Origin of the sequence: Mycolicibacter hiberniae (genome assembly GCF_010729485.1) — a bacterium.
In the GTDB taxonomy this organism is placed as follows: domain Bacteria; phylum Actinomycetota; class Actinomycetes; order Mycobacteriales; family Mycobacteriaceae; genus Mycobacterium; species Mycobacterium hiberniae.
Genome location: NZ_AP022609.1, coordinates 4,089,262 through 4,112,001 on the forward strand (window position 1 = coordinate 4,089,262; position 22,740 = coordinate 4,112,001).

Genomic DNA, 22,740 nt, shown 5'->3' on the forward strand with positions numbered 1-22,740 from the left:
CAGTCATGGCGCCGCGGCCTTGCCACGCGTGATACGAGCGGACACCCGATGGTGTGAGCCGGCCTAGATACGCGGGCAGTGCGCCGCCGACGAACGGCGCGTGGCCGGCGACGACGAGACGTGTGGGACCGGCGCGGGCAACACAACCAAAAGCAGAGAAGGGTGCTGCGGGACCCGGTCCTCAACCTCTTAGAGTTATACCTATGCCGCAGTACATGGGAGTGGATGCGAGCGACACTGGCCGAGTCTCGGTGGTCCTGTCGATTGTGTGTACAGGAGGTCCACCGGAGGCCGCGGGATGCTGGAGAAAGGCGTCATTTTCTGGCCGGTATGCATCTGCCTTGTATTCCGCCTGACATGGGACATTGGCCCGCCCAACAGGCGGATCCGCATCTCCTCCACCTGGCTTTCGGTGGAAGCCGGCCCGTTGCCAGGATGAGCGCCGAGCGGACCCGAAGGATTGGTGGCGATGAGCTCCGTCTGCTCGCGGCTGTCCGGGGCCCAGTGCGCGCGCTGGACGGCCGGCCTTCATTGCTGCTTGCAGATCGGCTCCTCGACAAGCGAATCGATTCTCAGCGCCACCCGCAGTGTGTTCCGTCGGCGGGGGGTGAGGTGCGTTGAGTGGTTTCCACGTCACTCAGATCGAGACGCACCTGCGATCGAACTCCAGCTCTGAAGACTGGAATGCGGACCTCGATGAGGTGAATAACCTATCGAGGCTCCTAGCCAAGTACGCCGTGCTATTGACACTTCCGGAATCGGGTGAGGCTTCGCAGAGCGTCGAGATTACGGATGGCGGAGGCGACCGTGGCATTGATGCCGTAGGCGTCGACGTCAACGCCAAGCTAGTAGTACTCGCCCAGTCAAAGTGGAGGAAGGACGGTAAGGGTTCAATTGTGTCAGGCGACGTCCTGAAGTTTCTCGACGGTGTTCGCGCCCTGCTCGGGATGAAGTCAGACAGTGAGCTCGTTCACGCGAGCGCCGAGATGCGCACGGCGATCCGAGACGTATTGATTACGCCGGGAGCTCGAATTCGACTCGTAACCGTGTCGACGGCCAGCGACCCCCTATCGGAAGACGTGGAGCGGCCCATCATTGATCTTTTGACGCAACTGAACGATCTAGAAGATGTAGACCCTGTAGCAACACACGACCACATCAACCAGGCAGACCTCTTCAGGTCCATTGTCGACAGCGGCCGTCAACAAATCGATATTGAGCTAACGATGAGCGATTGGGGTAAAGGCAATGACCCCATGAAGGTCTTCTACGGGCGAGTCAGTGCCGCCGAAATCGCTCATTGGTTCAAGACTTACGGGACAGACCTCTTTTCAGAAAACATACGAGTTGTCATTCCTCGCTCCGATATTAATGAAGGAATTCTAGACACAATCAAGTCCGAGCCCGACAAATTCTTCTATTACAACAATGGCATCACTATGCTCGCTAACGCCATTGTAACCAGCCCTACGGCGCATCTAAATCGCGAAACCGGCTATTTCAAGCTCATTGGTGCCAGTGTCGTTAACGGTGCTCAGACTGTATCTACCCTTGGGGCGGCGATCGGTACCCAGGCAGAAGATAACCTGGGCAAGGCTGTCGTTCTAGTCCGTTGTATCGAGGTCAAAGCCGAAGAGGGAGATCTAGGTCGACGAATAACTCGTTTCGCCAACACTCAAAATGTAGTCTCTAGCCAGGACTTTGCTTTCCTCGACCCGCAGCAGCACAGACTGGCTCATGAGTTGAAATCTCTGGGTTACGAGTATCTCCTGCGCGCTGCTGAAGTGCCGAAGTCAAAGGATCGGACCAAAGTCATCGAGGTTCGAGAAGCGGCAGTTGCTCTCGCCTGCGCCTCGTCGAATATTGGGCATGCGATGCTCGCTAAACGTGAAGTCTCACGACTATTTTCAGACCAATCGGTTTACAAAACGCTCTTCAATCCGTTGACCAGTCCCCTGCTGCTGCAGCGAGCGGTTCTCGTCTTGCGCGAAGTGGAGGACTACTTGGATGAACTGGCCGTCTTCTACAACGGTGGGCTCGACGCTGGCGTCGTCACCCACGGTGGCCGGGTTATTGCGCACCTCGTGATGCAGCGGATAACGCGCGAGTCGCTTGAAGACCCAGTATTCGATATTGAAGGTGAATTGCAGAAGATTAAAGACGAAGCCAAACACTACGCGGATGAAATGTATATTCATTTCCCTGAGAACGCCTACCCCGGCAATCTCTACAAAAATCAGACTCGGGTGTTGGAATTGCTTCAGCGGGCCAAACTAGTCCCGACATAGCAGCTATAACCGCCAGGACGCGTGGACCTCAGGTCGACCGTTCGCTCCACGGCAACCCGGTCGAGCAAGCGTTTCGTTTCGATTGCACCGGCCCGTTGGCGTCGCGGGTGCGCGTTCGGGTCGCTGCCACCGTCTTGGTCCGGCATGGCGTCGCGGCGCAACCCGCCACATTGATCAGGGGGGTGAGCCGTATTGCGAGAAGTTCCCCACCCATCGCCCCTGTGACGCACTCGATCGGATCGATCGGCGGCGAGCCGATCGTCACCTCGGGCAGATTCCAAGCTGTCCGACACGGCTGAACCGTTCTTCGAAAGTGCTTGCATTCTGTCACATCACTATGCAAACATAACATTTATGACGGAATCTTCGATCCCTTCGCTTCTTCAAGCCGTCCGTGCTGCACTCGACCTCACGCAGGCCGAGCTGGCCGAGCGGCTCGGTGTCTCGTTCGCCACGGTGAACCGGTGGGAAGCAGGTTCCAGCAAGCCACAGAGAGCCCAGCTCGCCAAGATCAACGCTCTGGCCGGGGATGTTGGCGTCGACGCCAGCGATGCCTCAGTCGCCGGTGGAGCGGTAGTCACCCGTCGTCGAGGCCGCCAAGCCAGACCCGCCGCTCCGACCACGAAGCCGATGGAACAGATGCTGTGGGATGCCGCTTGCTCGATTCGAGGCGAGAAGGACGCGCCGAAGTTCAAGGACTACCTGCTGCCGCTCCTCTTCCTGAAGCGCCTTTCCGATGTCTTCGACGATGAGATCGATCGACTTGCCGAAGAGTATGGCGACCGTGACGTCGCACTGGAGATCGCGGACAATGACCACGACCTTCTCCGCTTTTATCTACCAGCTGAGGCACGGTGGGCGGTCATCAGTGGACGTGGGCAGTACGACTGGCCTGACGACGAGCGCGGTCGGTCTACCCGACCACGCGACATCGGTGAGCACCTCACCAAGGCTGTGCGAGCCGTCGTCCGATTCAACCCGAGCCTCGCCGGAGTCATCGACGTCGTGGACTTCGCGGCTGAGCGCAATGGGGAGCGAGATATCAACCCTGCCAAGCTCAATGGCGTCGTCGAGACCTTCTCGGACCCGCGTTATCGCCTTGGCCTCGCCGACGTGCAGCCCGACTTCCTTGGCCGCGCATACGAGTATCTCCTGCGGAAGTTCGCAGAAGGCTCGGGCCAGAGTGCGGGAGAGTTCTTCACTCCCACCGAGGTTGGATTCCTCATGGCGCGCATCCTGCGGCCGAAGCCAGGACAGACCTGCCATGATTACGCTTGCGGTTCCGCCGGCCTGCTCATCAAGCTCCAGCTCATCGCACGTGAGCTGGACCCAACCGCGAAGGTTCCGCTCAAACTGTTTGGCCAAGAGCTCCAGGCCGAGAGCTACGCCGTGGCCCGGATGAACGCCATCATCCACGACATGGATGTCGACCTCCGCCGCGGCGACACAATGATCAATCCCAAATTCCGGACATCATCTGGCGCGCTCGATCAGTTCGACCTCGTCGTCGCCAACCCGATGTGGAACCAGCCTTTTGACCCGAGCATTTTCGAGGATGACCCCTACGACCGGTTCATCAAACACGGTGGCGCAACGGCAGGGAAAGGCGACTGGGCTTGGCTCCAGCAGACGCTGTCGGTGCTCAAAGACACCGGCCGGGCGGCGGTCGTCCTCGACACCGGTGCCGTAACTCGTGGTTCTGGCTCGAAGAGCCAAGATAAGGAACGCAACATCCGCAAGTGGTTCGTCGACCGCGACCTCGTCGAGGGCGTCATCTTGTTGCCCGACAACCTCTTCTACAACACGACGGCCGCTGGCGTCATCGTCGTGCTCAACAAGCGCAAGCCTGAGTCCAAGAAAGGCAAAATTACCCTGCTCAACGCGAGCAAGCGGGCCACCAAGGGCAAGCCCAAAAACCATCTCGCCGACGACGACGTCGTTGAACTCGCAAAGCTCTACAACACCGGTACTGCCGTCGAGGGAGAGGTTGCCGTAATCGACGTCGCACAGATTGCTGAGGCTGACTACAACCTCAGTCCCAGCCGCTGGGTTACGTCGGCGACCGTCGCCGAATCCATTGATCTTAAGGAGTTGGTCCGCGAACTCGGAGAACTGTCCGCCCAGATCGGCGAGTCTGATGCCGCAATCTTCAAGTTACTGGCGGGCGTAGTCCAGTGACCGCATGGCGAGTAGCAATGCTTGGCGATGAGATCGAACTCGCGTACGGCAAGTCCCTCCCCGAGCGATCTCGAATTGAGGGGCCGGTGGGCGTCTACGGCTCTAACGGTGCGGTCGGGAGTCATATCGAGCCATATGTGTCCGGACCCGGCATTATTGTCGGCAGAAAGGGCTCTGTTGGCGAGGTTGCCTATTCGTCGGGTGAATTCTGGCCGATTGATACGACTTACTATGTCGTGCAGAAGAACAACCACAATTGGCGGTTCCTCTACCACCTGCTTCGCTTCTGCGATCTGACAGACTTAAACAGCCACAGCACGATACCCGGCCTGAACCGCGAGGACGCATACAGGATCAAAGTCAGCCTTCCGGATCGGGCCGTTGAGGATCAACTCGCAGCCGCCCTTGATTGGATCGAAGGGGCCGCGCGCAAGGAATCCGACGCTATCGTCCGGACCGGACAGTTGAAGGCCGCTGCGATGCGGCGGTTGTTCTCGGAGGGTCTACGGGGGGAGGCGCAGAGGGAAACGGAGGTTGGCCCGATTCCCGAGAGTTGGGGGATAGCCGCTATCGACGAGCACTTCTCGGTCGTCTCCGGTGGTACACCGTCTCGAAGTAGCGCCACGTACTGGTCGGGGGGCACGATCCCATGGGTCAAGACGGCCGAGGTGAACTACTCGATGATCACCGAGACCGAGGAACACATCACACAGGCTGGGCTGACTGAATCGGCTGCGAAGCTGCTCTCCGCCGGCACGCTCCTGATGGCCATGTACGGGCAAGGCGTCACCCGCGGGAAGGTCGGGGTTCTTGGCATCCAGGCTTCCTGCAATCAGGCGTGCGCGGCAATAACTCCGACCGATGACGCCGTGGTCACGCAGTACCTCTACCACTACCTGACATGGCGGTATGAGGCGATCCGTTCGCTTGCTCACGGTGGGCAGCAACAGAACCTCAACCTCGACATCGTGCGCAAGATCGCCGTCGCAGTACCGCCAACCATCGTCGAACAGCAAGAGATCATCGATGTTCTAGATGCCTTCGACCGCAAAATCCACTTGCATCGTCGCAAGCATGCGGTGCTCGACCAGCTGTTCAAGTTGTTGTTGCACGACCTGATGACCGGCGAGATTTCGGTCGACGATCTCGACCTGAGCGCGTTACCCTCAATCGATCGGACTGCAGCATGAGCCAGATCAAGATCTCCGAGGCCAAGTCGGTGCAGTTCCCGATGGTGAAGCACGCTTCAGCCGTCGGCTGGGAACAAGTCACACCAGAGGAAGCCGAACGCATGCGTCGCGGTCGGGCCAACATGCTGTTCCCCGGGGTGCTGGAGAACAAGCTGCTGCAGTTCAACCCGTGGCTTACCGAGGACCAGGCCCGCGCGATCATCGAAAGCATTGAAGCTCTGCCCGCCACGATCGAGGGCAACCGGGAGGTGCTGCGATGGCTGCGAGGCGAACGCCAGTGGCACGACGAGAACGAACAGCGCCAGCGTCCGGTCCAGGTTGTCGAATTCGACCTACCCCACGAGAACGCCCTGCACGTCACGTGGGAGTGGAAGATCGAGCCGCCCGCCCGGGCAAAGGGCAACCGCGCCGACGTCATGTTCCTGGTCAACGGCATCCCGGTCACCATCGTCGAGCACAAGAACCCGAAGGACCGCGACGCTCTCACTAAAGCCGTTACCCAGCTTCGACGTTACGAGATGGAGACGCCAGAGCTCTTGGCTCAGGCGCAGCTTCACAACGAGACCCACCTGATCGACTACTGGTACGGCGTTACGTGGAACATCAACCGCCGCATGCTATTTAGGTGGAAGTACACGAGCGACGAGTCCTACCGCGATGCCGTACAGGCGTTCTTCGAACCGCGTGACTTTCTGCGCACTTTGCGCGAGTGGGTGCTCTTCTATGTCGAAGACGGTGAGACGAAGAAGTCGGTCCTTCGCGAGCACCAGCGAGGTGCAGTCAATGCGGTCGTCGAGCGGTGCGCCGACCAGACGAAGAGCAGGGGGCTGATCTGGCACACACAGGGCTCGGGCAAGACCTTCACCTTGCTGACGGCGGCGCAGTTGATCCTCCGCCAGAAGGACCGCTTCAAGAACGCAACCGTCATCCTCGTCGTTGACCGCACCGAGCTGGAGGGCCAGCTCAAGGAGTGGGTCGACAGACTGCTCGGCGAGATCCAGGCTAACGACATCCCAGTTCGGCGTGCCAACAGCAGGGATGACCTACAAGACATCTTCGATTCCGACTTCCGCGGCCTGGTCGTCTCGATGATCCACAAGTTCGAGACAATCCGGAAGGACAGCTCCAACCGCGACAACATCTTTGTCTTCATCGACGAGGCTCACCGGTCGGTCGCTGCTGACCTCGGCTCGTACCTCATGGCGGCGGTCCCAAACTCCACCATCATCGGCTTTACGGGCACCCCGGTCGGCGGCACAGAAGGCGGTGGCACAAGTTCGTTCCAGATCTTCGGATCACAGGACGAAATGGGCTACCTGCACAAGTACTCGATCATTGAGTCGATCGAGGACGAGACCACTCTGCCGATCAAGTACATGCTTGCGCCGTCGTCGATGTCCATGGCACCAGAGGACTTAGACGAGCAGTTCTACGCCCTTGCATCCGACGAGGCCGTCACCGACATCGATGAGCTCAACAAGGTTCTGCAGCGAGCAGTCGGACTGCGCACCTTCCTCGGCTCTGACAACCGTGTGACGCAGGTGGCTGAGTTCGTCGCGAACCACTTCAAGCAGAACGTAGATCCGCTGGGTTACAAGGCCTTTCTCGTCGCGGTCGACCGTGAGACATGTGCGAAGTACAAGCGCGCGCTCGACAAGCTGCTGCCGCCCGAGTGGTCCGAGGTGGTCTACAGCAAGAATGCGAGCGATGTCGTCGACCGTCCCGATGTACATGAGCTGCAGCTTTCCGATGACCGCGAGAAAGAGGTGCGCCGGCAGTTCAAGAAGGCCCATCAACAGCCCAAGATCCTTATCGTCACTGACAAGTTGCTCACCGGCTACGACGCGCCAATCTTGTACGCGATGTATCTCGACAAGCCGATGCGTGACCACGTTCTCCTCCAGGCGCTCGCGCGCGTAAACCGACCGTATGTGGATAGCGAGGGTGTGCAGAAGAAGGTGGGTCTCGTCGTCGACTTTGTTGGCATTTTGAAAGAACTTCACAAGGCGCTGCGGTTCGATTCCGCCGATGTGGAAGGCGCGCTGCAAGACCTCGATGTGCTGATGGCGGATCTCCTGCTGAAGGTCGACGGTGCGTCCGCCGAGTACCTGCAAGTCACGAGTGGCCACGGCGACGACGAGCAGTTAGAACGCATCGTTTACGGCAGATTCGTATCGGAGGACGAGCGCAAGAAGTTTTTCGACGACTACCGCGACATCGAGGCGTTGTGGGAAATTCTCTCGCCCTCAGCGGAGTTGCGCGACCACATCGCGACGTACAAGCGCCTATCTGTTCTATACGCGGCCGTGCGAAACGCCTACTCCGAGGCGACCACCTTCACTGCCGATCTGGAGCACAAGACAAAGCGTCTGATCGAGGAGACCGCAACTCAAGAAGGACTGGGTAGGTTCACCAAGGTTGCCACGTTCGACGTCCCAACGTTGGAGGCACTGGGTAGGGACGACGGACCACCCGAGGAGAAGGTCTATAACCTGTTGCGCGGCTTACGCAAAGAGATGGAAGACAACCCGGCGGCCGCGGTGGCGCTCCAGAGCATCAAAGAAAGGGCCGACCGTGTCATCGAAAATCTCGAAGAGCGAAAGGTCAGCGGTCTTGCCGCTCTAGACGAGCTCAAGGCAATCGCTGAGGAGAAGGACAAACTGCGTGAGTTCGCGAAGCAGAGCGGACTGTCGGATCGCGCCTTTGGCATCTACTCAGCATTGAGTTCCGAGGATTCCTTAAATGAGCTGAAGGTAGACATCCAACGGGTCGCGGTGAGCATCGAGGTGGCGGTAGATCAGTTTCCGCAGTGGCGGCAGAATCCCGACGAACGACGCCGCCTCCGAAGTGGACTCTACAAACCGCTGCTGGACAGTCAGGTTCCTGCAAATACCTGCGCCGACATCATCGACAACGTCATGAACGTGCTGGAGAAGCTTTAATGGTTCGGCGAAAGATGACGCTGACCGCCGATCAAGCGCTGACTCGGAAGGCTATGGCGTGGGCGAACAAGATTCGAGTCAATCCTTCCCGCATCATTATCTCTGAGCTGCCTACGAAGTGGGGCTCGTGCACGCCAGACGGTGCGATTACGCTCGCTGAGGACCTTGTCGACATGCCAGCGACCTTCCAGGACTATGTGGTCGTTCATGAACTGCTCCACCTGCGCTACCGGTCCCACGGAAGGGCGTTTACCGCAATGATGACTGCCCTCGTCCCGGGCTGGCGCGAGCTGGAAGCATCGAGCCCAGTGAGGGAGGGCGCGCGGCGACTTCCGCGGTAGTCGGGGCTCCCGCTAAATTCAGGCTGAAGTACTGATAGTGAAGCTGTTCATTTAGCCCCAGGCATCCTTTCATCGTCACCGAAAGAGTAGCCAGTGAGTAGCCGGTCAAAAGAAGCCGCTGAGGCCGCTATGCCCCGTCTGCGGGCTAGTCATGCCGGGGCAGCCCGACAAAGCGTAGCCCCACGATGATGGCGACACCCCGTGCCGTGGCAGTGGCCGCAATGTGCTGTGGCTGCGCAAAGCGCGGGTGCTCAGCGACCGGGAACTGGTGCAGTCGATGGCCCGCCACCCGCGCCGCATCAAGGGCAGCGTATGGGCCGCCTCCGGCGGCCTGCCGGGGGCTGGGCCGGCGGCGGTGACACCGGTCGCACACTCGCCGTCGAGACTTGGAACCAACGCACTGTGATTAGTCATAGGCGGTTGTCTCGAGCCGGATCCTGCCCCCGTACCGCCTTGGATCCACTCCACGATTGGAAGGCTTTGCAATGCCTGGAGCCGACCGCCGAACTCGGGCGACTCGACACCGTCAAATTCTCCGAGCCCCTAAGAATCCAAGAGCAGTCTTGGATCCATGCGGGGCTCGATCATCGAGCGAGCCCGGTATGCGCTGGAACTGCAGCCGTTCAAGCGTCGCCGCATCTCCATCATCGGGGCTTACCCGCGGTGTGCTCGTCGATCCACGTCAGCCCGCGCGCCCGAATCCGCGTATTGCCCTGGGCCAGCCCCCCCAGCACTCAGATCATCGACTCGTCCCACGGCTCGTCGGGCGTCGTGGCGACTGCCGATTTCACGCCGAGCTTTGACGAGTTGACAACAGCAGCCAGGTCGATCGCCTGAATCTGGTTGGCCACCTCCACCTGCCGCAGAATCAATGCGGCCAACGCAGGTCCCGTCGTCTTGGGGTCGTCGATCGCCGTCGCGATCCGATGCTGCAACGCAACGAGCAGTTGCCGGCGATCACCGCTCCTCGCTGCTTCCAGAACCGACTTCGGCAGCGCCTTCCGCGGAGCCCGCTTCGCGGGAGCCTCGCCCGCCTTCACGGCACGCAGTCTGCGCTCGGTCACGTCAGGAGCCTTCTTGTTGGAAAAATTGTGCGGAGGGGGTGGCGCCTATGCCTTGGGGGGCGCCGTTGTTCTTTCGAGGGGTCACCCGCCCCGGTCTGCTGCTCGGAGAGGGATGCCAGGTCACCGCCGGTGGAGGTATTCGCCGTAGTGGTGGTTGTCGTACGCGTTGATCGCCGCACGCAGGCGGGCGACGTCCGAGGCATCGAGGTCGTATGGGCCAAGCTCAAGGTGCATCCCGGCGGCGTTAGCTGTCACCCGGATCGGCATTGAGCAATACGAGTCGAGCTCGTCGATGTGGGGCTCGATCAGGCCAAGCTCTTCGAGTGCTAATCGGTCGAGTTCCGCGTTGGCGCCATGTCGGGAGTCGTCAAGTGCTGGGTATTGCGATGTCGTCATGGGAGTTACTCCTCGTAGGTGTGGTGGTGGCCTCGCGGCTGGCGCGCGCGGTGTGCGCTTCCCGGTGCGCCGGCCGCGGGACGGTCATGCGCCCCAGGCGTAGGCGATGGTGGCTTCGAACGACTGGTACCGCCGAAGTTGGGCAAAGTCGTTGAGGTCTTCGCCGGCGCTCGGGTTGTGCTTGACGTACTCGTTGACGATGCTGGTCCATCCGGCGTCGAGTGCACGTCCGAGCACTGCTGCGGCGAGGATTTTGTCGTCGGACCGTAGGGCTGCCGCGAATGCCTTTGCCGCCTCGTCACTTTGGGTGAGACGGGCTGCTCGGTCTTGCGAATCTCGATAGAGCAGAACTTGTCCGGGGTCGCTACTGGTCACACTGGACAGCCCGAACAGCCGTTTTTCGAGCTTCTGCTTCATGGCGTCGATGAGCTCCGTTTCCTTCTTGCGAAGATCTCGGAGCTGGTCGCGCGTTCGATCACGCTCGGCGTCACGCTTGGCCTGTCGGCCGACATCGGAGAGGCTGGCGTCGGTGGCGAGGCTGTCGCTGGCGCGGGCCGATCTCTTCTGGATGCTCGCGGCCTGTGCGCGTAGATCCGCGATTTGGGATTCGAGCTGTGCGAGAGACATTTGGTGCATTTCCTTTCGGGTGGGTTAGACCGCGGGTCGGTCCGCGGTGAGGTTCCAGAGTTCTTGTATGTGGGCTGCCACCGGGTGTTCGTCGAAGTGTCGGATGCCGGCCTGTACGACGTCTCTCCATCGCTCGTCGATCGCCACTCGCAGGATCCCGAGTACAGCGAAGCCGTCTGCGTTGTTGCTGGCGCAGATGAGGAGCCGGGCCGCGTCGGCCTCGTTCTTGAGGTCTTCGATGTCGCGGTTGTGGCCTGCGTTGCGCATCACGATGTGCCGCAGCTGCGCGACGCGTTCGGCGGTCCGGCGTTTGGCTTCGCTACGCCGTGTGGCCTCGACGGCTTCGCGGTCGATGTTCATCGCGGCCCGTTCGAAGATGGTCAGCCGGCGCGCGCTAATCGTCACCACCGCCGAGTAGCGATTTGATGAATGGTGCTTGGTCGTTTGCCGGTGACCTGCCTTTTTGTGGGCGCACCGATTCGATCAGTTCGTCGAATTCATCGTTGGGTAGCTCTCGAAGGTATTGCTCTACGCCCAGCAGTAGGTATTCCAGTGGGTTCACTTGCACTGACTTGCCTTTCGTTCGACGTACATGACGACGGTTCGTCGCGGGAAGAGCCATCGACCTCCGATGTCGCGCCCGTCGAGTTGGTCGCGGATGCGTCGGACCCAGCGGGTTGAGCAGCTCAGGATCGAGGCGGCCTCGGCCGTGTCGATGAGTTCTTCCTCTGTTGAGGGTGGCCATTGCGGTTGTGGGACACAAGTTTTGGTTCCGCGTACGGAACTGATGAGCTTGACGTGCAGAGTCTCGAACCCGTTCGGCAAGGGGGGTCGTATCCCGAGCCCAGCGCGGGCGACCAGATCACCGACGGCGTAGAGCAGCAGCTTGTTTTCGTCCGGGGTGAAGTTCATGATGCCAGCCGCCTTGCGCTCGTCGGCTTGCTCTTGCGATCGCCCTCATGTCGGCGTCTCACTACACGCGCGCGCGGTCGATGGATTACTTGGAAGTCCCCGGTTTGCGTAACCCTGTACGCAGACTCGGTAGGGGGTTTTGCGGCGCTCTTGCACCGCCAGGTGTATGAGCGGATGTGTATTCCAGCAGGTGTTTTCAGGTGTTGCACCAACGGGGGTGCAAGGTGTCCTGCACCGGTAGAGGTGCATGTTCGGACCCGTAACCTTGTACTTTTTTTGGTGCAAGGTGGCAGTGACCACCATGCACCAACGGGGGTGCAAGTTGAACGATCGGATGTTGCACCATTGGCAGTGCAAGGTTGAGCGGTCACAACGAGTCCCCTTTGGCATCATCGACCGACTTACGACATAACTTGGACGGCAGAACGATTGGCGCGGAGTAGTGGGATAGTTCGCCATCGGTGAAGCGGCGACCTCCGGCGCACACCACGTAGGCACGGCGCCTCTGTACCGGCTTGCCGTCGCGGACATACTCCCGGATCAGGAGCCGCTGATCCTTGACCGCTGCCCCGATGGCTGCTGTGACGCGCCGGCGGTTTCCAGGCCAGCCGAATTGCTCGGAGATTTCTGCAGCGGAGGTCTCCCAGAGCCGCCGGCCGGACTGGGCGGACGTTGCGACCGACAGCAGATAGGCCAGCACGGCGAATCCGTCGCTGCCGAGGGCGTTTTTATGCGGTCCGGTGCGGATCAGCTCGTCGGAGAGAATCGAGTAGCCAGTTCGCTGCTTATCGCCTACAACGTATATGGGGTTGCGGCGCCTCATCCCATCCACCTGCTTGTTTCTTCTGGCGTCCGTAGTTCGTCCGTCCGCCGTCCGGCACATGTCCGCTCGGAAGCTGGTATTCGGTACCGAATCTGGAAAGGTTTTCTTGACCGCTTGGACACCCCACTGGCTCCAGGGCAATTCCAGGCTGCAACCCCTCGGCTGACGAGTTGGCCAGCCATTAGGTATTCGGCTCGAACCGGCCACGGCGGTTAGTCGCCTGTTCCCGTCCTGCACCGGGGCCTACGAAAGCCGTCACTCTCCGAAGGTCCTCGGTGTTATCGGAATCAGGAATTAGACCGATGTCGGCGTGATTCTCTTGTGGCCAGCGCATCAGGCAGCGTCCGGCCCGGGCCGGACGGCGTGCTCCAGCCGCGCCAGGTACTCGTCAATCTGCCGATCCGTGCTGAAACGCCGACGTCCGATGGTGACCGAGGCCAGGTCGCCCGATGCCCATAGGTTGAAAACCACCGTTCGGCTCACGCCAAGGCGAGCACCTACTTCGGCGTGATTGTTATTCCGGTTCATCATCCTCCTGTCGAGTGCACGACCGTGCTGTCGCGAACTCGACAGTACCGATAAGTGTCGTGAAGTCAACAGTCGATATGCCATGATGTCGTCATGGACGACAGTAAAGGTTGGCCTCGGGAAGTCGCCGAGCGTCTTGGCGAGGCCGTCAGGTCGGCGCGTATAGAACGGGATATGTCGTACGTCCGTCTTGCGGAAGCGACCGAGAGGATCGGCGCCCCGGTTCACCGGGTAGCGATACCGCGGATTGAAAAGGGCGAACAGGGAGTCACACTGCCGGAACTGATTGCGCTCGGTGTCGCGTTGGAGGCGGATTGGTCCAAGTGGCTGGACAGGGCTACGGCGGGCGTCGACATTCCGGGCGCCCGCTCTGACCGGGCGATTCTGCGCATGTTGATCGCCGAAGTTGAAGAGAAGCTCGAGACGCAGCGCCACAACCTTTTCCAGGCTGAAGAGGGTGCCAAGCGCTTGAATATGCCCGAGGCCTATCGCGAGCGCCTTGTCGATGAAGCGGACCGGTACCGCGGGTTAATCGATTCGCTTGAAGTCGCTCTCCGCCGGTATCAACAAGACCTGCGCGGAATGGAAGACGATGCCTAGGCAACGCATGGCACCCGGGGAGCATGGGAAGATCACCGAACGCGAACGCAACGGAATCTACTATGCGACAACATATGTCAGACTACATAGCGGTAAGAGGCGGGAGCGTGAGGCGCGGTCGACAAAGTCCCCCGAGGATGCCCGTCGAACGCTGAAGCGACGTATCGCCGCGGAGCTAGTGGCAGGCGAACCCACCGGCGTGATCAACCATCGCACAACGCTTTCTGAGCTGTTCGACGCGTGGATTCCGGTGAAGGTCACCGAGGACCGGATCGGGGAGCGGACAGCGACGCTTTACCGGGATACGTGGAAATTGCACGGTAACCAACAGCTTGGTGCGCTCCGAATCTCGGAGCTGTCGACTAGCCGCGCGGACGCCTACCTGAAGGCCCTCCCGCCGGCGCCGGCCACCTATATGCGCATCATCTTGTCGGGCATGTATTCGTTGGCCGTCAGATTCGACGTTATGGGGCACAACCCGATCCGGGAGACGCGGACCGCGAAACATGATCGCAAGCCCGCGCGGGCTTTGACGGCGATGGAGTTCGAGCAGGTGCGTCTGGCGGTCAAGGCGTTCTGTGAACACAGGGGACCTGGGCCTCGGCGGGCTCGGATGCTGCTGGCGTTCGTCGAGCTGCTCGCGGCCACCGGCGCGCGGCCAGGGGAGGTGCTGGCGATCCGCTGGCAGGACGTCGACCTACTCGGTAAACCTCCGACTGTGACGGTCAACGGCACCGTGGTCGACGCGGGCAGAGTGGCAGGCAAGCCGCTCCATCGGCAGGACGGACGCAAAGGCGGTGCGCCCCCGCACACGGTGAGCTTGCCGGCGTTCGGTGTTCAGGTGCTGGCCGACCTGTACGCGGCGACGGGCCCCGAGGGGCCGGTGTTGACCAACCGTGACGGCGGTCTGGTGGCACTGACGAACATCCGGTCGTCGTTGCGGGAAGCGCTTGCCGGCCACGACCACCTCAAGTGGGTGACGCCGCACAGTTTTCGCCGAACCGTCGCTACGGTCGTGCGGGATGGACTCGGTGTCGAGGCGGCGCAGCGGCAGCTTGCGCATGCCCAGCTCGCAACAACAGAGGGTCATTACGTTCAGCGGGTGACGGCCGGTCCAGATGCCCGCGCTGTGCTGGAGGCATGGGCCAGCAACCAGTCTTGAGAATCGAATGTACGGGGAAAGTACGGGATTTCGAGCTTGCCGCTTAGCCGGCGAACTCGTGTACAGCCCCTACCAGGGCGCTTGGAGCCGATGACGGGAATCGAACCCGCGTATTCAGCTTGGGAAGCTGATGTTCTGCCATTGAACTACATCGGCACTGGTGCGCTAGCAGGCTAGCATCCCGCGCGAAACGCTCATCCGCTACGGCGAGCAGACACAGAATCGCACGTTTGTGGCGTGCTCGGTGCGATTCTGTGTCTGCTCGCCGACCGGCCCCGTACAGGCGACCGGCCACGTGCAGCGGATACGCTCGTGCGGTGCTGCTCTCCGATCGCGATCTGCGGGCCGAAATCGCCGCCGGCCGCCTCGGCATCGAACCGTTCGACGATGCCCTGGTACAGCCCTCCAGCGTGGACGTCCGCCTCGACAGCCTGTTTCGGGTGTTCAACAACACCCGCTACACCCACATCGACCCGGCGCAACAGCAGGACGAGCTGACCACGCTGGTCGAACCCAAGCCCGGTGAGCCGTTTGTGCTGCACCCCGGCGAGTTCGTGCTGGGCTCCACCCTGGAATGCTGCACGCTGCCCGAAGACCTCGCCGGCCGGCTGGAGGGCAAATCCAGTCTCGGGCGGCTGGGCCTGCTCACCCACTCCACCGCGGGGTTCATCGATCCGGGCTTCTCCGGACACATCACCTTAGAGCTGTCCAACGTGGCGAATCTGCCCATCACCCTGTGGCCGGGAATGAAGATCGGACAGCTGTGTCTGCTGCGCCTGACCAGTCCGGCAGAACACCCTTACGGCAGTACACGCGTAGGGTCGAAATATCAGGGCCAGCGCGGGCCGACGCCGTCCCGCTCGTACCAGAACTTCATCAAGTCCGGGTAGCCCTCGGATAGCAGGCCGCCCCGCGGCTGCGATGAAGCCGGTTTCGGCCAGCCCTGGTAGGGGTAAGGCCCGCATAGCTGGCCGAGCAGCAGCAGGGGAGGTTTTTGTGGAGATCGTTCTCGGGGTGTCGGTGGCGCCCTCGACGGTCCGCATGGTGTTGGTGGAAGGCGAGAACGCCGACGGGCTCACCGTGGAGCACGACAACTTCGACATCCCCGACGGAGCGCAAACCGCCACGCAACGGGCGGTGTCGGCGATCCTGGGCACCCATGAAGGTGCCCGCGACGGTGGTTATCAGCTCAGCTCCACCGGCGTGACCTGGAGCAGCGAAGCCGAGGCGACGGCGCTGCGCGAGGCGCTGGCCGGCCGCAAGATCGAGAACGTGATGCTGGTGTCGGCGTTCCTGGCCGCCGCCGCGCTGGCGCAGTCGGTGGGAAGCGCCACCCGGTATACCCGCACCGCCCTGCTGTTCGTCGAGCCGGAGACCGCCACCCTGGCCGTCGTCAACTCCGACGACGGTTCGATCTCCGAGATCCACCGCCAGCCGCTGTCACCCGACGACGACAGCGCCGTCGGCGAGATCACCGAACTGGCCGCCAACGCCCAGCGCCTGGAATCCCAGCCCGACGGACTGTTCGTCGTCGGCTCGGGCGTCAACGTGGCGATGATCAAACCGGAATTGGACAAAGCCACCCAGCTCCCGGTCAGCGTGCCGGAGGAACCGGACATGGCCCTGGCCCGCGGGGCTGCGCTGGCCAGCGCCCACGCGCCGTTGTTCTCGTGCTCCACCCGGGCGCAGGCCTGGGCGCAGGACCCGGGCACCGGGGAACTCGACCCCGCGCTGGCCGGCGCCTACGCCTATGCCGCAGCGCCCGGTATGGGCTACGGCGAGGACGTGGACTACAACGCCACCGCCAACAACGAGCCGCTCGCCTATAGCGCGGTTCCCGACCTCGCCGACGATCCCGCCCTGGTCGACTCCCGGATGCTGGACTTCACCACCGGTGTCCAGCCGCGGGAGCGCAAACCGATGCTGGTCACCGGCGGGGTCGCGGCGCTGTTCGTGATCGGCGTGCTGGGCCTGGCGATCGCGTTGGCCGTGGGCATGCGGGCCGCCAACCAGGACCGGCCCGACGTGCGGGCCAATATCGTCACCCCGCAAAAACCCCCGCCGGCGGCAGTGGTCACGCCTGCGCCACCGCCTCCAGCGGCACCGCCCGCCCCAGCCGGGGAGCCGGCTCCACCTCGGGCTCCGGTCCCTGCCGTCGAGGCGCCGGCGCCGGCCCCGCGGGCGCCGGCTCCCTTGCCGGTGGCACCGGCACCGCCACCCCCGGCCCTTCCGCCGCCTCCTCCGGCGCTACCGCCCCCGCCGCTTCCCAACCTGGGAATTCCGGGCCTGCCCGGCGGTCCGCCGCTGTTCGGCCCGCCCAAGGGCGGCGGCCGCGGCGGCGACGGCTGGGGACCCGGCCGCGGGCGGGGTCCCGGCGGCGGGCCCGGTGGCGGGCACGGCCGCGGCGGCGGCGGGTTCCCGTTCCCAATACCCGGCCTGCGCTTCTGAGCGGGCGTTCACTTCCTTGCGCTTGTAAGATGGGCTAAGAATCCGCTGGCAGTGGAGGAGGTGCGGTGGACATCGTCTTGGGGGTCTCGATGGCCCCGCTGTCGGTCCGCATGGTGCTGGTCGAAGGTGAGCGCGCCGGAGGCGTAACCGTCGACGAAGACGGCTTCGAAGTCGAGGCCGGCGACGCGGCGCTGCCGCACCAGGTCGTGTCGGCCATCCTGGGCACCCAGGAGAGTGCGCGCGAGAGCGGCTACCGGCTGGCCGCCACCGGGGTGACCGTCGCCGACCAGCTGCAGGCGGGTCGGTTGCGCGACGCCCTGGCCCAGCACCGGGTCGAGAACGTGATGTTGGTGTCGGCGTTCTTGGCAGCGGCCGCACTGGCGCAGACGGTGGGCAGCTCGGTCGGCTACCAGCGGACCGCGCTGATGTTCGTCGAGCCCGACGGGGCGACCCTGGCGGTCGTCGACTCAGCGGACGGCTCGATCACCGAGGTGCAGAAGGTGACACTGCCGGCCGATGACGCCGCCGCGAAAGGCGAGCTGACCCGGCTGGCCGCCGAGGCCGGCCGCCTGCCGTCGCAGCCCGAGGGTTTGTTCGTCGTCGGCTCCGGCGTCAACATCGGCGTGGTCAAGCCCGCACTGGATGCGGCCAGCGCACTGCCGGTCAGCGTGCCCGAGGAGCCGGAGACCGCGCTGGCCCGCGGCGCGGCGCTGGCCAGCGCGCACACGCCGCAATTCGACTCCTCGACGTCGGCGCTGGCCTGGGCCCGCGACCCGGGCACCGGCATGATCGACCCCGAGCTGGTCGCACTGGCATACGCCTATCCGGCCGATTACGACGCCACCATGGGCGAGTTTGCGCTGGCCTACAGCGCAGTTCCCGACGATGCCCCCAGCGGCTACCTGGACCTGGGCGCCGAGGGCTTCGACGGCACCGTCCTCGACTCCAACGACAGCTACCCGCCGAGTTCGGCGATCGGTGTGGTCGACGTGGATGAGCCCCTCCTGCGGCGCAGGCCATTCCTGCTGGCCAGCAGCGGACTCGCGGCGTTCTTCGTGGTCGGGGTCTCCAGCCTGGCGGTGGCGCTGGCGGTCAGCATCCGGCCCACCGCCGCCGATCATCCGGCGCCCAGTGGGCACATCATCGCGCCCACCCAGCAGGCGCCCGCCCCGGCGCCCGCACCCGAAGTGGCGCCCCTGCCCGCGCCCGAACCGCCGGCCGTCAAGGTCCCGGTGGCTCAGCCGGTGCCCGCTCCCGCGGCCCCGGCGCCCGCGCCCGCGGCTCCGGCAGTTCCGGTGCCCGCCCCAGCCGCTCCGGCGCCCGCCCCGGTGGCTCCCGTACCGGTACCGGTGCCGGTCCAAGTTCCGGCACCGGTCGAGGTTCCGGCCCCCGCCGCGCCGGTGCCCGCCCCACAGATCCAGCAACCCGAGCTGCCGCCGCTCTTTCGGCCGCCCGCCCAAAAGCCCTCCAACAACGGCGGCAATCCGTCGTGGCTGCCCGATAACGATGGTGGCGGCAAGAAGGGCGGTAACCCGTCCTGGTTCCCCGATAACGATGGGGGCAAGAAGGGCGGTAACCCGTCGTGGTTCCCCGATAACGATGGTGGCGGCAAGAAGGGCGGCAATCCGTCGCCATGGCTGCCCGGAATCGGCACCAACGGCGGCGGGGGAAATCCCTGGATCCCGGGGCTGGGGGGCGGAAGCAACGCCCGCGGCGGCGGAGGCGGCTCCTGGTTTCCCGGCTTCGGCGGGGGCGGTCAGGGTGGCGGCGGTAAGAGTGGCGGCTGGCCCTTCTGAGCAGGCGCACAATCCACTAGCCTGACGCCGTGGACTATGCCGCAGCACTGCTCGATGAGACCCGCGGATTCGGCGAGCTGATCCGGGCCGGCGATCCCGAGCGGGCGGTCCCGACGTGCCCCGGATGGAACCTCAACCAACTCTTCCGGCACTACGGACGCGGAAACCGTTGGGCTGCACAGATCATCGCTGACCGGATGGACCATCCGCTGGATCCGCGAGACGTTGCCGGCGGCAAGCCCCCCGCCGAGCCCGACGCCGCCATCGACTGGCTCTACGAAGGGGCGCAACTGGTACTGGACGCGGTCGCGCAGACGGGGCCGGACACGCCGGTCTGGACGTTCACCGGCCCGCGCCCCGCCGCATGGTGGGTGCGCCGCCGGCTGCACGAGGCCACCGTGCACCGCGCGGACGCCGCGCTGGCACTCGGTGATGCCGTTGCGGACTTCACGTTGCCTGCGGAGTTGGCCGCCGACGGGATCAGCGAGCTGCTGGATCTGACTCCGGCACTGCTGGCGCGCAACGGGCAGACACCGGCGCTTGCCGAGGGCCAGAGCGTTCACCTGCACGCCACCGACGAAGGCCTCGGAGCGGCGGGGGAATGGACGATCAGCCGGCCGGCCGGCGCCGACACGGTCAGCTGGTCGCATGACCATGGCAAAGGTTCGGTGGCACTGCGGGGTTCGGCCCTCGAGCTGTTTCTGGCGGTCACCCGCCGGGTCGCAGTCGCCGAGACCGGCGTCGCGGTCTTCGGCGACGCCGCGGTGTGGCAGAACTGGATCGACCACACCGCCTTCTGATCGGGCGGTAACTTGGGCGACCATGAGCACATCGGAGATCGCAACGGTACTTGCCTGGCACGACGCCCTGGCCGCCGGTGATCTAGACACGCTGGAACAACTGTCCAGCGACGATATCGAGTTGGCCGACGCCGACGGCGCCGGTCAGGGCCTCGAGGCATTGCGCCAGTGGGCCGCGTCAGTCGAGGTCAACGCCGGTATCGGCCGGATGTACTTCCATGACGGGGTGGTCGTGGCCGAACTGACCCCGGCGGGTGGCGGCGTGGCCCAAGCGGTCGCCTTCCGGGTGGTGCACGATCACGTCACCGCGGCGTTTCGCCACCAGGACCTGGAAGAGGCCCTGGCGGCGACGGAGCTCACCGAGGGCGATCGGGTCGATTAGTCCCCGGCGGGGATCCGCTTCACCCGGCTCCGCCGCGTTCGCGATCCCCGCTAAGCTCGACGCCATGCGCGGGATCATCCTGGCCGGTGGCTCCGGTACCCGCCTGCATCCGATCACCATGGGCGTCAGCAAACAGCTGCTGCCGGTCTACGACAAGCCGCTGGTCTACTACCCGCTGTGCACGCTGATGCTGGCGGGGATTCGGGACATTCAAGTGATCACCACGGGCCACGACGCCCCGGCCTTCCGGCGATTGCTCGGCGACGGTACGGCATTCGGCGTCGACATCAGCTACGCCGTCCAAGAGCAGCCGGACGGACTGGCGCGGGCATTCGTGATCGGCGCCGACCACATCGGCACCGAAAGCGTTGCGCTGGTGCTGGGGGACAACATCTTTTACGGCGCCGGCTTGGGAACCAGTCTACGGCGCCACCAATCACCTTCCGGTGCCGTGATTTTCGCTTACTGGATGGCCGACCCGTCGGCCTACGGGGTGGTCGAGTTCGATGCCGCCGGATCCGCGGTGTCGGTGGTGGAGAAGCCGGTGGCGCCGAGGTCGCACTACGCGATCCCGGGTCTGTACTTCTACGACAACGACGTCGTGGAAATCGCCAAGGGCCTCAAGCCCTCCGCGCGCGGCGAATACGAGATCGCCGACGTCAACCAGACCTACCTGGAGCAGGGCCGGCTCACGGTTGAGACGCTGGCCCGCGGCACCGCGTGGCTGGACACCGGCACCTTCGATTCCCTGCTGGACGCCGGCGACTACGTCCGCACCGTCGAACGCCGGCAGGGACTCAAGATCGGCGTCCCCGAAGAAGTGGCGTGGCGGATGGGTTTCATCGACGACGAGGCCCTGGCCGCGCGCGCCGCAGCCCTGTGCAAGTCTGGCTACGGGGACTACCTGCGGGGACTGCTGGCTCGGCCGTGAAGCCGCTCAGGGCCGGTAGCTGACCAGGAAGTTGCCCAGCCGCTCGATGGCGCTGGACAGGTCCCGGGCCCACGGCAGGGTCACGATCCGCAGATGATCCGGCGCCGGCCAGTTGAACCCGGTGCCCTGGGTGACCAGGATCTTCTCCTGCAGCAACAGGTCCAGCACCAACTGCTCGTCGCTGTCGATCGGGTAGACCTCGGGGTCCAACCGGGGGAACGCGTACAGCGCGCCGCGGGGCTTGACGCAGGTGACGCCCGGAATCTCGTTGAGCTTGTTCCACGCGACATCACGCTGTTCGAGCAGCCGCCCGCCCGGCAACACCAGGTCATCGATGCTCTGGTGACCGCCCAAGGCCACCTGAATGGCATGCTGGGCCGGCACATTCGGGCACAGCCGCATGTTGGCCAGCAGGTTGATGCCCTCCAGGAAACTGGTCGCGTGCTCCTTGGGGCCGGTGATCGCCACCCAGCCGGAACGGTAGCCGGCCACCCGGTAGGCCTTCGACAGGCCATTGAAGGTCAAACACAGCAGATCCGGGGCCAGGGTGGCCAGGCTGGTGTGTTCGGCGTCGTCGTAGAGGATCTTGTCGTAGATCTCGTCGGCCAGCAGCAGCAGCTGGTGCTTGCGGGCCAACTCGGCGATCTGGCTGAGCACCTCGCGGCTGTACACCGCCCCGGTCGGGTTGTTCGGGTTGATCACCACCAGCGCCTTGGTGCGTTCGGTGATCTTCGATTCGATATCGGCGATGTCGGGTTGCCAGTCCTGCGTCTCGTCGCACAGGTAGTGCACCGGTGTGCCGCCGGCCAGCGACGTCGAGGCCGTCCACAGCGGGTAGTCGGGGGCCGGGATCAGCACCTGGTCGCCGTTGTCCAGCAACGCCTGCAGCACCAGCGAGATCAGCTCTGATACGCCGTTGCCGAGGTAGACGTCATCGACGTCGAAGCGGGGAAAGCCCTCCACCAGTTCGTAGCGGGTGACCACCGCGCGGCGGGCCGGCAGGATGCCTTGCGAGTCCGAGTAGCCCTGCGCGTACGGCAGCGCCTGGATCATGTCGCGCATGATCACATCGGGTGCCTCGAACCCGAACGGCGCCGGGTTGCCGATGTTGAGCTTGAGGATGCGATGCCCCTCGGCCTCCATCCGGGCCGCCTGGGCGTGGATCGGACCGCGGATCTCGTAGAGGACGTCTTGCAGCTTGGTCGACTGCGCGAACGTACGCTGCCGTGGCTGACTGCCGGCGGCAGACCACGGCGTTTGATGCTGCAACGGATGAGCGGTCACGTTGACAATGCTCCCATAGCTGTCCAATCAAAATTTGCCAGAGAAATA

General features: G+C 63.6%; 21 protein-coding genes and 1 tRNA gene. 13 read left to right on the forward strand and 9 right to left on the reverse strand.

From position 1 onward, the window contains the following. The first annotated feature begins 617 nt into the window (after positions 1 to 617). From G6N14_RS19045 to G6N14_RS19065, 5 genes are all read left to right on the forward strand, one after another. On the forward strand, positions 618 to 2,288 hold the full coding sequence (locus tag G6N14_RS19045) for an AIPR family protein (RefSeq protein WP_085136381.1): 1,671 nt from the start codon (positions 618 to 620) through the stop codon (positions 2,286 to 2,288). Between the two features lie 354 nt (positions 2,289 to 2,642). Beyond that, entirely contained in the window at positions 2,643 to 4,466 is a 1,824-nt protein-coding gene (locus G6N14_RS19050) for an N-6 DNA methylase (protein WP_085136382.1), read from the forward strand. Positions 4,467 to 4,483: 17 nt separating this feature from the next. Next, positions 4,484 to 5,656: a restriction endonuclease subunit S gene (locus G6N14_RS19055; protein WP_085136383.1), complete on the forward strand. Its 1,173-nt coding sequence runs from the start codon at positions 4,484 to 4,486 to the stop codon at positions 5,654 to 5,656. After that, entirely contained in the window at positions 5,653 to 8,598 is a 2,946-nt protein-coding gene (locus G6N14_RS19060; RefSeq protein WP_085136384.1) for a type I restriction endonuclease subunit R, read from the forward strand. Before G6N14_RS19055 ends, G6N14_RS19060 begins: the two co-directional genes overlap by 4 nt. A gap of 14 nt (positions 8,599 to 8,612) precedes the next feature. Next, complete coding sequence (locus G6N14_RS19065; protein WP_234808963.1) at positions 8,613 to 8,939, forward strand: M48 metallopeptidase family protein; 327 nt, start codon at positions 8,613 to 8,615, stop codon at positions 8,937 to 8,939. Positions 8,940 to 9,673: 734 nt separating this feature from the next. On the opposite strand, the gene G6N14_RS19070 is transcribed toward G6N14_RS19065, so the two are convergent. From G6N14_RS19070 to G6N14_RS21100, 7 genes are all read right to left on the reverse strand, one after another. Then, positions 9,674 to 10,003, reverse strand: a complete 330-nt coding sequence (locus tag G6N14_RS19070) for a hypothetical protein (RefSeq protein ID WP_109559866.1) — start codon at positions 10,001 to 10,003, stop codon at positions 9,674 to 9,676. Between the two features lie 120 nt (positions 10,004 to 10,123). Continuing rightward, positions 10,124 to 10,399, reverse strand: coding sequence for a hypothetical protein (locus G6N14_RS19075; protein ID WP_085136387.1), 276 nt, complete (start codon positions 10,397 to 10,399; stop codon positions 10,124 to 10,126). A gap of 84 nt (positions 10,400 to 10,483) precedes the next feature. After that, a complete protein-coding gene (locus G6N14_RS19080; RefSeq protein ID WP_133054931.1) occupies positions 10,484 to 11,026 on the reverse strand; it encodes a hypothetical protein in 543 nt (180 codons plus the stop codon). A gap of 24 nt (positions 11,027 to 11,050) precedes the next feature. Beyond that, positions 11,051 to 11,431 carry a hypothetical protein gene (locus tag G6N14_RS19085; RefSeq protein ID WP_133054932.1) on the reverse strand — a complete coding sequence of 127 codons (381 nt, stop codon included), beginning with the start codon at positions 11,429 to 11,431 and terminating at the stop codon, positions 11,051 to 11,053. 153 nt (positions 11,432 to 11,584) lie between these two features. Next, complete coding sequence (locus G6N14_RS19090) at positions 11,585 to 11,938, reverse strand: helix-turn-helix domain-containing protein (protein ID WP_085136390.1); 354 nt, start codon at positions 11,936 to 11,938, stop codon at positions 11,585 to 11,587. Positions 11,939 to 12,305: 367 nt separating this feature from the next. Next, positions 12,306 to 12,761 carry a hypothetical protein gene (locus tag G6N14_RS19095; protein ID WP_109559867.1) on the reverse strand — a complete coding sequence of 152 codons (456 nt, stop codon included), beginning with the start codon at positions 12,759 to 12,761 and terminating at the stop codon, positions 12,306 to 12,308. A gap of 333 nt (positions 12,762 to 13,094) precedes the next feature. Beyond that, positions 13,095 to 13,289, reverse strand: a complete 195-nt coding sequence (locus G6N14_RS21100) for a hypothetical protein (protein WP_085136721.1) — start codon at positions 13,287 to 13,289, stop codon at positions 13,095 to 13,097. A gap of 93 nt (positions 13,290 to 13,382) precedes the next feature. Here G6N14_RS21100 and G6N14_RS19100 point away from each other — a divergent pair, with 93 nt between their 5' ends. Further along, positions 13,383 to 13,889, forward strand: a complete 507-nt coding sequence (locus tag G6N14_RS19100) for a helix-turn-helix domain-containing protein (protein ID WP_133054933.1) — start codon at positions 13,383 to 13,385, stop codon at positions 13,887 to 13,889. Continuing rightward, positions 13,882 to 15,051 carry a tyrosine-type recombinase/integrase gene (locus tag G6N14_RS19105; protein WP_085136392.1) on the forward strand — a complete coding sequence of 390 codons (1,170 nt, stop codon included), beginning with the start codon at positions 13,882 to 13,884 and terminating at the stop codon, positions 15,049 to 15,051. Before G6N14_RS19100 ends, G6N14_RS19105 begins: the two co-directional genes overlap by 8 nt. A gap of 82 nt (positions 15,052 to 15,133) precedes the next feature. Here G6N14_RS19105 and G6N14_RS19110 read toward each other — a convergent pair. Beyond that, positions 15,134 to 15,207: transfer RNA gene (locus G6N14_RS19110), tRNA-Gly, on the reverse strand. A 161-nt stretch (positions 15,208 to 15,368) separates the two neighbouring features. Between G6N14_RS19110 and dcd the strand changes: the two genes are divergently transcribed. From dcd to rfbA, 6 genes are all read left to right on the forward strand, one after another. After that, positions 15,369 to 15,941: a dCTP deaminase gene (dcd, locus tag G6N14_RS19115; protein ID WP_085136393.1), complete on the forward strand. Its 573-nt coding sequence runs from the start codon at positions 15,369 to 15,371 to the stop codon at positions 15,939 to 15,941. 106 nt (positions 15,942 to 16,047) lie between these two features. Then, a complete protein-coding gene (locus G6N14_RS19120; RefSeq protein ID WP_234808964.1) occupies positions 16,048 to 17,499 on the forward strand; it encodes a DUF7159 family protein in 1,452 nt (483 codons plus the stop codon). 65 nt (positions 17,500 to 17,564) lie between these two features. Further along, positions 17,565 to 19,295, forward strand: a complete 1,731-nt coding sequence (locus G6N14_RS19125) for a DUF7159 family protein (RefSeq protein WP_165756892.1) — start codon at positions 17,565 to 17,567, stop codon at positions 19,293 to 19,295. A 29-nt stretch (positions 19,296 to 19,324) separates the two neighbouring features. After that, the gene (locus tag G6N14_RS19130; RefSeq protein WP_085136394.1) at positions 19,325 to 20,095 is read left to right on the forward strand and encodes a maleylpyruvate isomerase family mycothiol-dependent enzyme; all 771 of its coding nucleotides are present in this window, start codon (positions 19,325 to 19,327) and stop codon (positions 20,093 to 20,095) included. A 22-nt stretch (positions 20,096 to 20,117) separates the two neighbouring features. Next, a complete protein-coding gene (locus G6N14_RS19135) occupies positions 20,118 to 20,477 on the forward strand; it encodes a nuclear transport factor 2 family protein (RefSeq protein WP_085136395.1) in 360 nt (119 codons plus the stop codon). Between the two features lie 64 nt (positions 20,478 to 20,541). Then, positions 20,542 to 21,408, forward strand: a complete 867-nt coding sequence (rfbA, locus tag G6N14_RS19140; protein WP_085136396.1) for a glucose-1-phosphate thymidylyltransferase RfbA — start codon at positions 20,542 to 20,544, stop codon at positions 21,406 to 21,408. 6 nt (positions 21,409 to 21,414) lie between these two features. Here the strand turns inward: rfbA and G6N14_RS19145 are convergent, their stop codons facing one another. Next, positions 21,415 to 22,719 carry a pyridoxal phosphate-dependent aminotransferase gene (locus tag G6N14_RS19145; protein WP_085136397.1) on the reverse strand — a complete coding sequence of 435 codons (1,305 nt, stop codon included), beginning with the start codon at positions 22,717 to 22,719 and terminating at the stop codon, positions 21,415 to 21,417. Between the last annotated feature and the right edge of the window lie 21 nt (positions 22,720 to 22,740).

What these genes read in the sequence shown, in the direction of transcription:
- G6N14_RS19095 (WP_109559867.1), bottom strand. Translation starts at nt 12,761, where the DNA reads ATGAGGCGCCGCAACCCCATATACGTTGTAGGCGATAAGCAGCGAACT.
- G6N14_RS19090 (WP_085136390.1), bottom strand. Translation starts at nt 11,938, where the DNA reads ATGAACTTCACCCCGGACGAAAACAAGCTGCTGCTCTACGCCGTCGGT.
- G6N14_RS19075 (WP_085136387.1), bottom strand. Translation starts at nt 10,399, where the DNA reads ATGACGACATCGCAATACCCAGCACTTGACGACTCCCGACATGGCGCC.
- G6N14_RS21100 (WP_085136721.1), bottom strand. Translation starts at nt 13,289, where the DNA reads ATGAACCGGAATAACAATCACGCCGAAGTAGGTGCTCGCCTTGGCGTG.
- G6N14_RS19135 (WP_085136395.1), top strand. Translation starts at nt 20,118, where the DNA reads ATGAGCACATCGGAGATCGCAACGGTACTTGCCTGGCACGACGCCCTG.
- G6N14_RS19050 (WP_085136382.1), top strand. Translation starts at nt 2,643, where the DNA reads ATGACGGAATCTTCGATCCCTTCGCTTCTTCAAGCCGTCCGTGCTGCA.
- G6N14_RS19080 (WP_133054931.1), bottom strand. Translation starts at nt 11,026, where the DNA reads ATGTCTCTCGCACAGCTCGAATCCCAAATCGCGGATCTACGCGCACAG.
- G6N14_RS19060 (WP_085136384.1), top strand. Translation starts at nt 5,653, where the DNA reads ATGAGCCAGATCAAGATCTCCGAGGCCAAGTCGGTGCAGTTCCCGATG.
- G6N14_RS19065 (WP_234808963.1), top strand. Translation starts at nt 8,613, where the DNA reads ATGACGCTGACCGCCGATCAAGCGCTGACTCGGAAGGCTATGGCGTGG.
- G6N14_RS19100 (WP_133054933.1), top strand. Translation starts at nt 13,383, where the DNA reads ATGGACGACAGTAAAGGTTGGCCTCGGGAAGTCGCCGAGCGTCTTGGC.
- G6N14_RS19055 (WP_085136383.1), top strand. Translation starts at nt 4,484, where the DNA reads ATGCTTGGCGATGAGATCGAACTCGCGTACGGCAAGTCCCTCCCCGAG.
- rfbA (WP_085136396.1), top strand. Translation starts at nt 20,542, where the DNA reads ATGCGCGGGATCATCCTGGCCGGTGGCTCCGGTACCCGCCTGCATCCG.
- G6N14_RS19105 (WP_085136392.1), top strand. Translation starts at nt 13,882, where the DNA reads ATGCCTAGGCAACGCATGGCACCCGGGGAGCATGGGAAGATCACCGAA.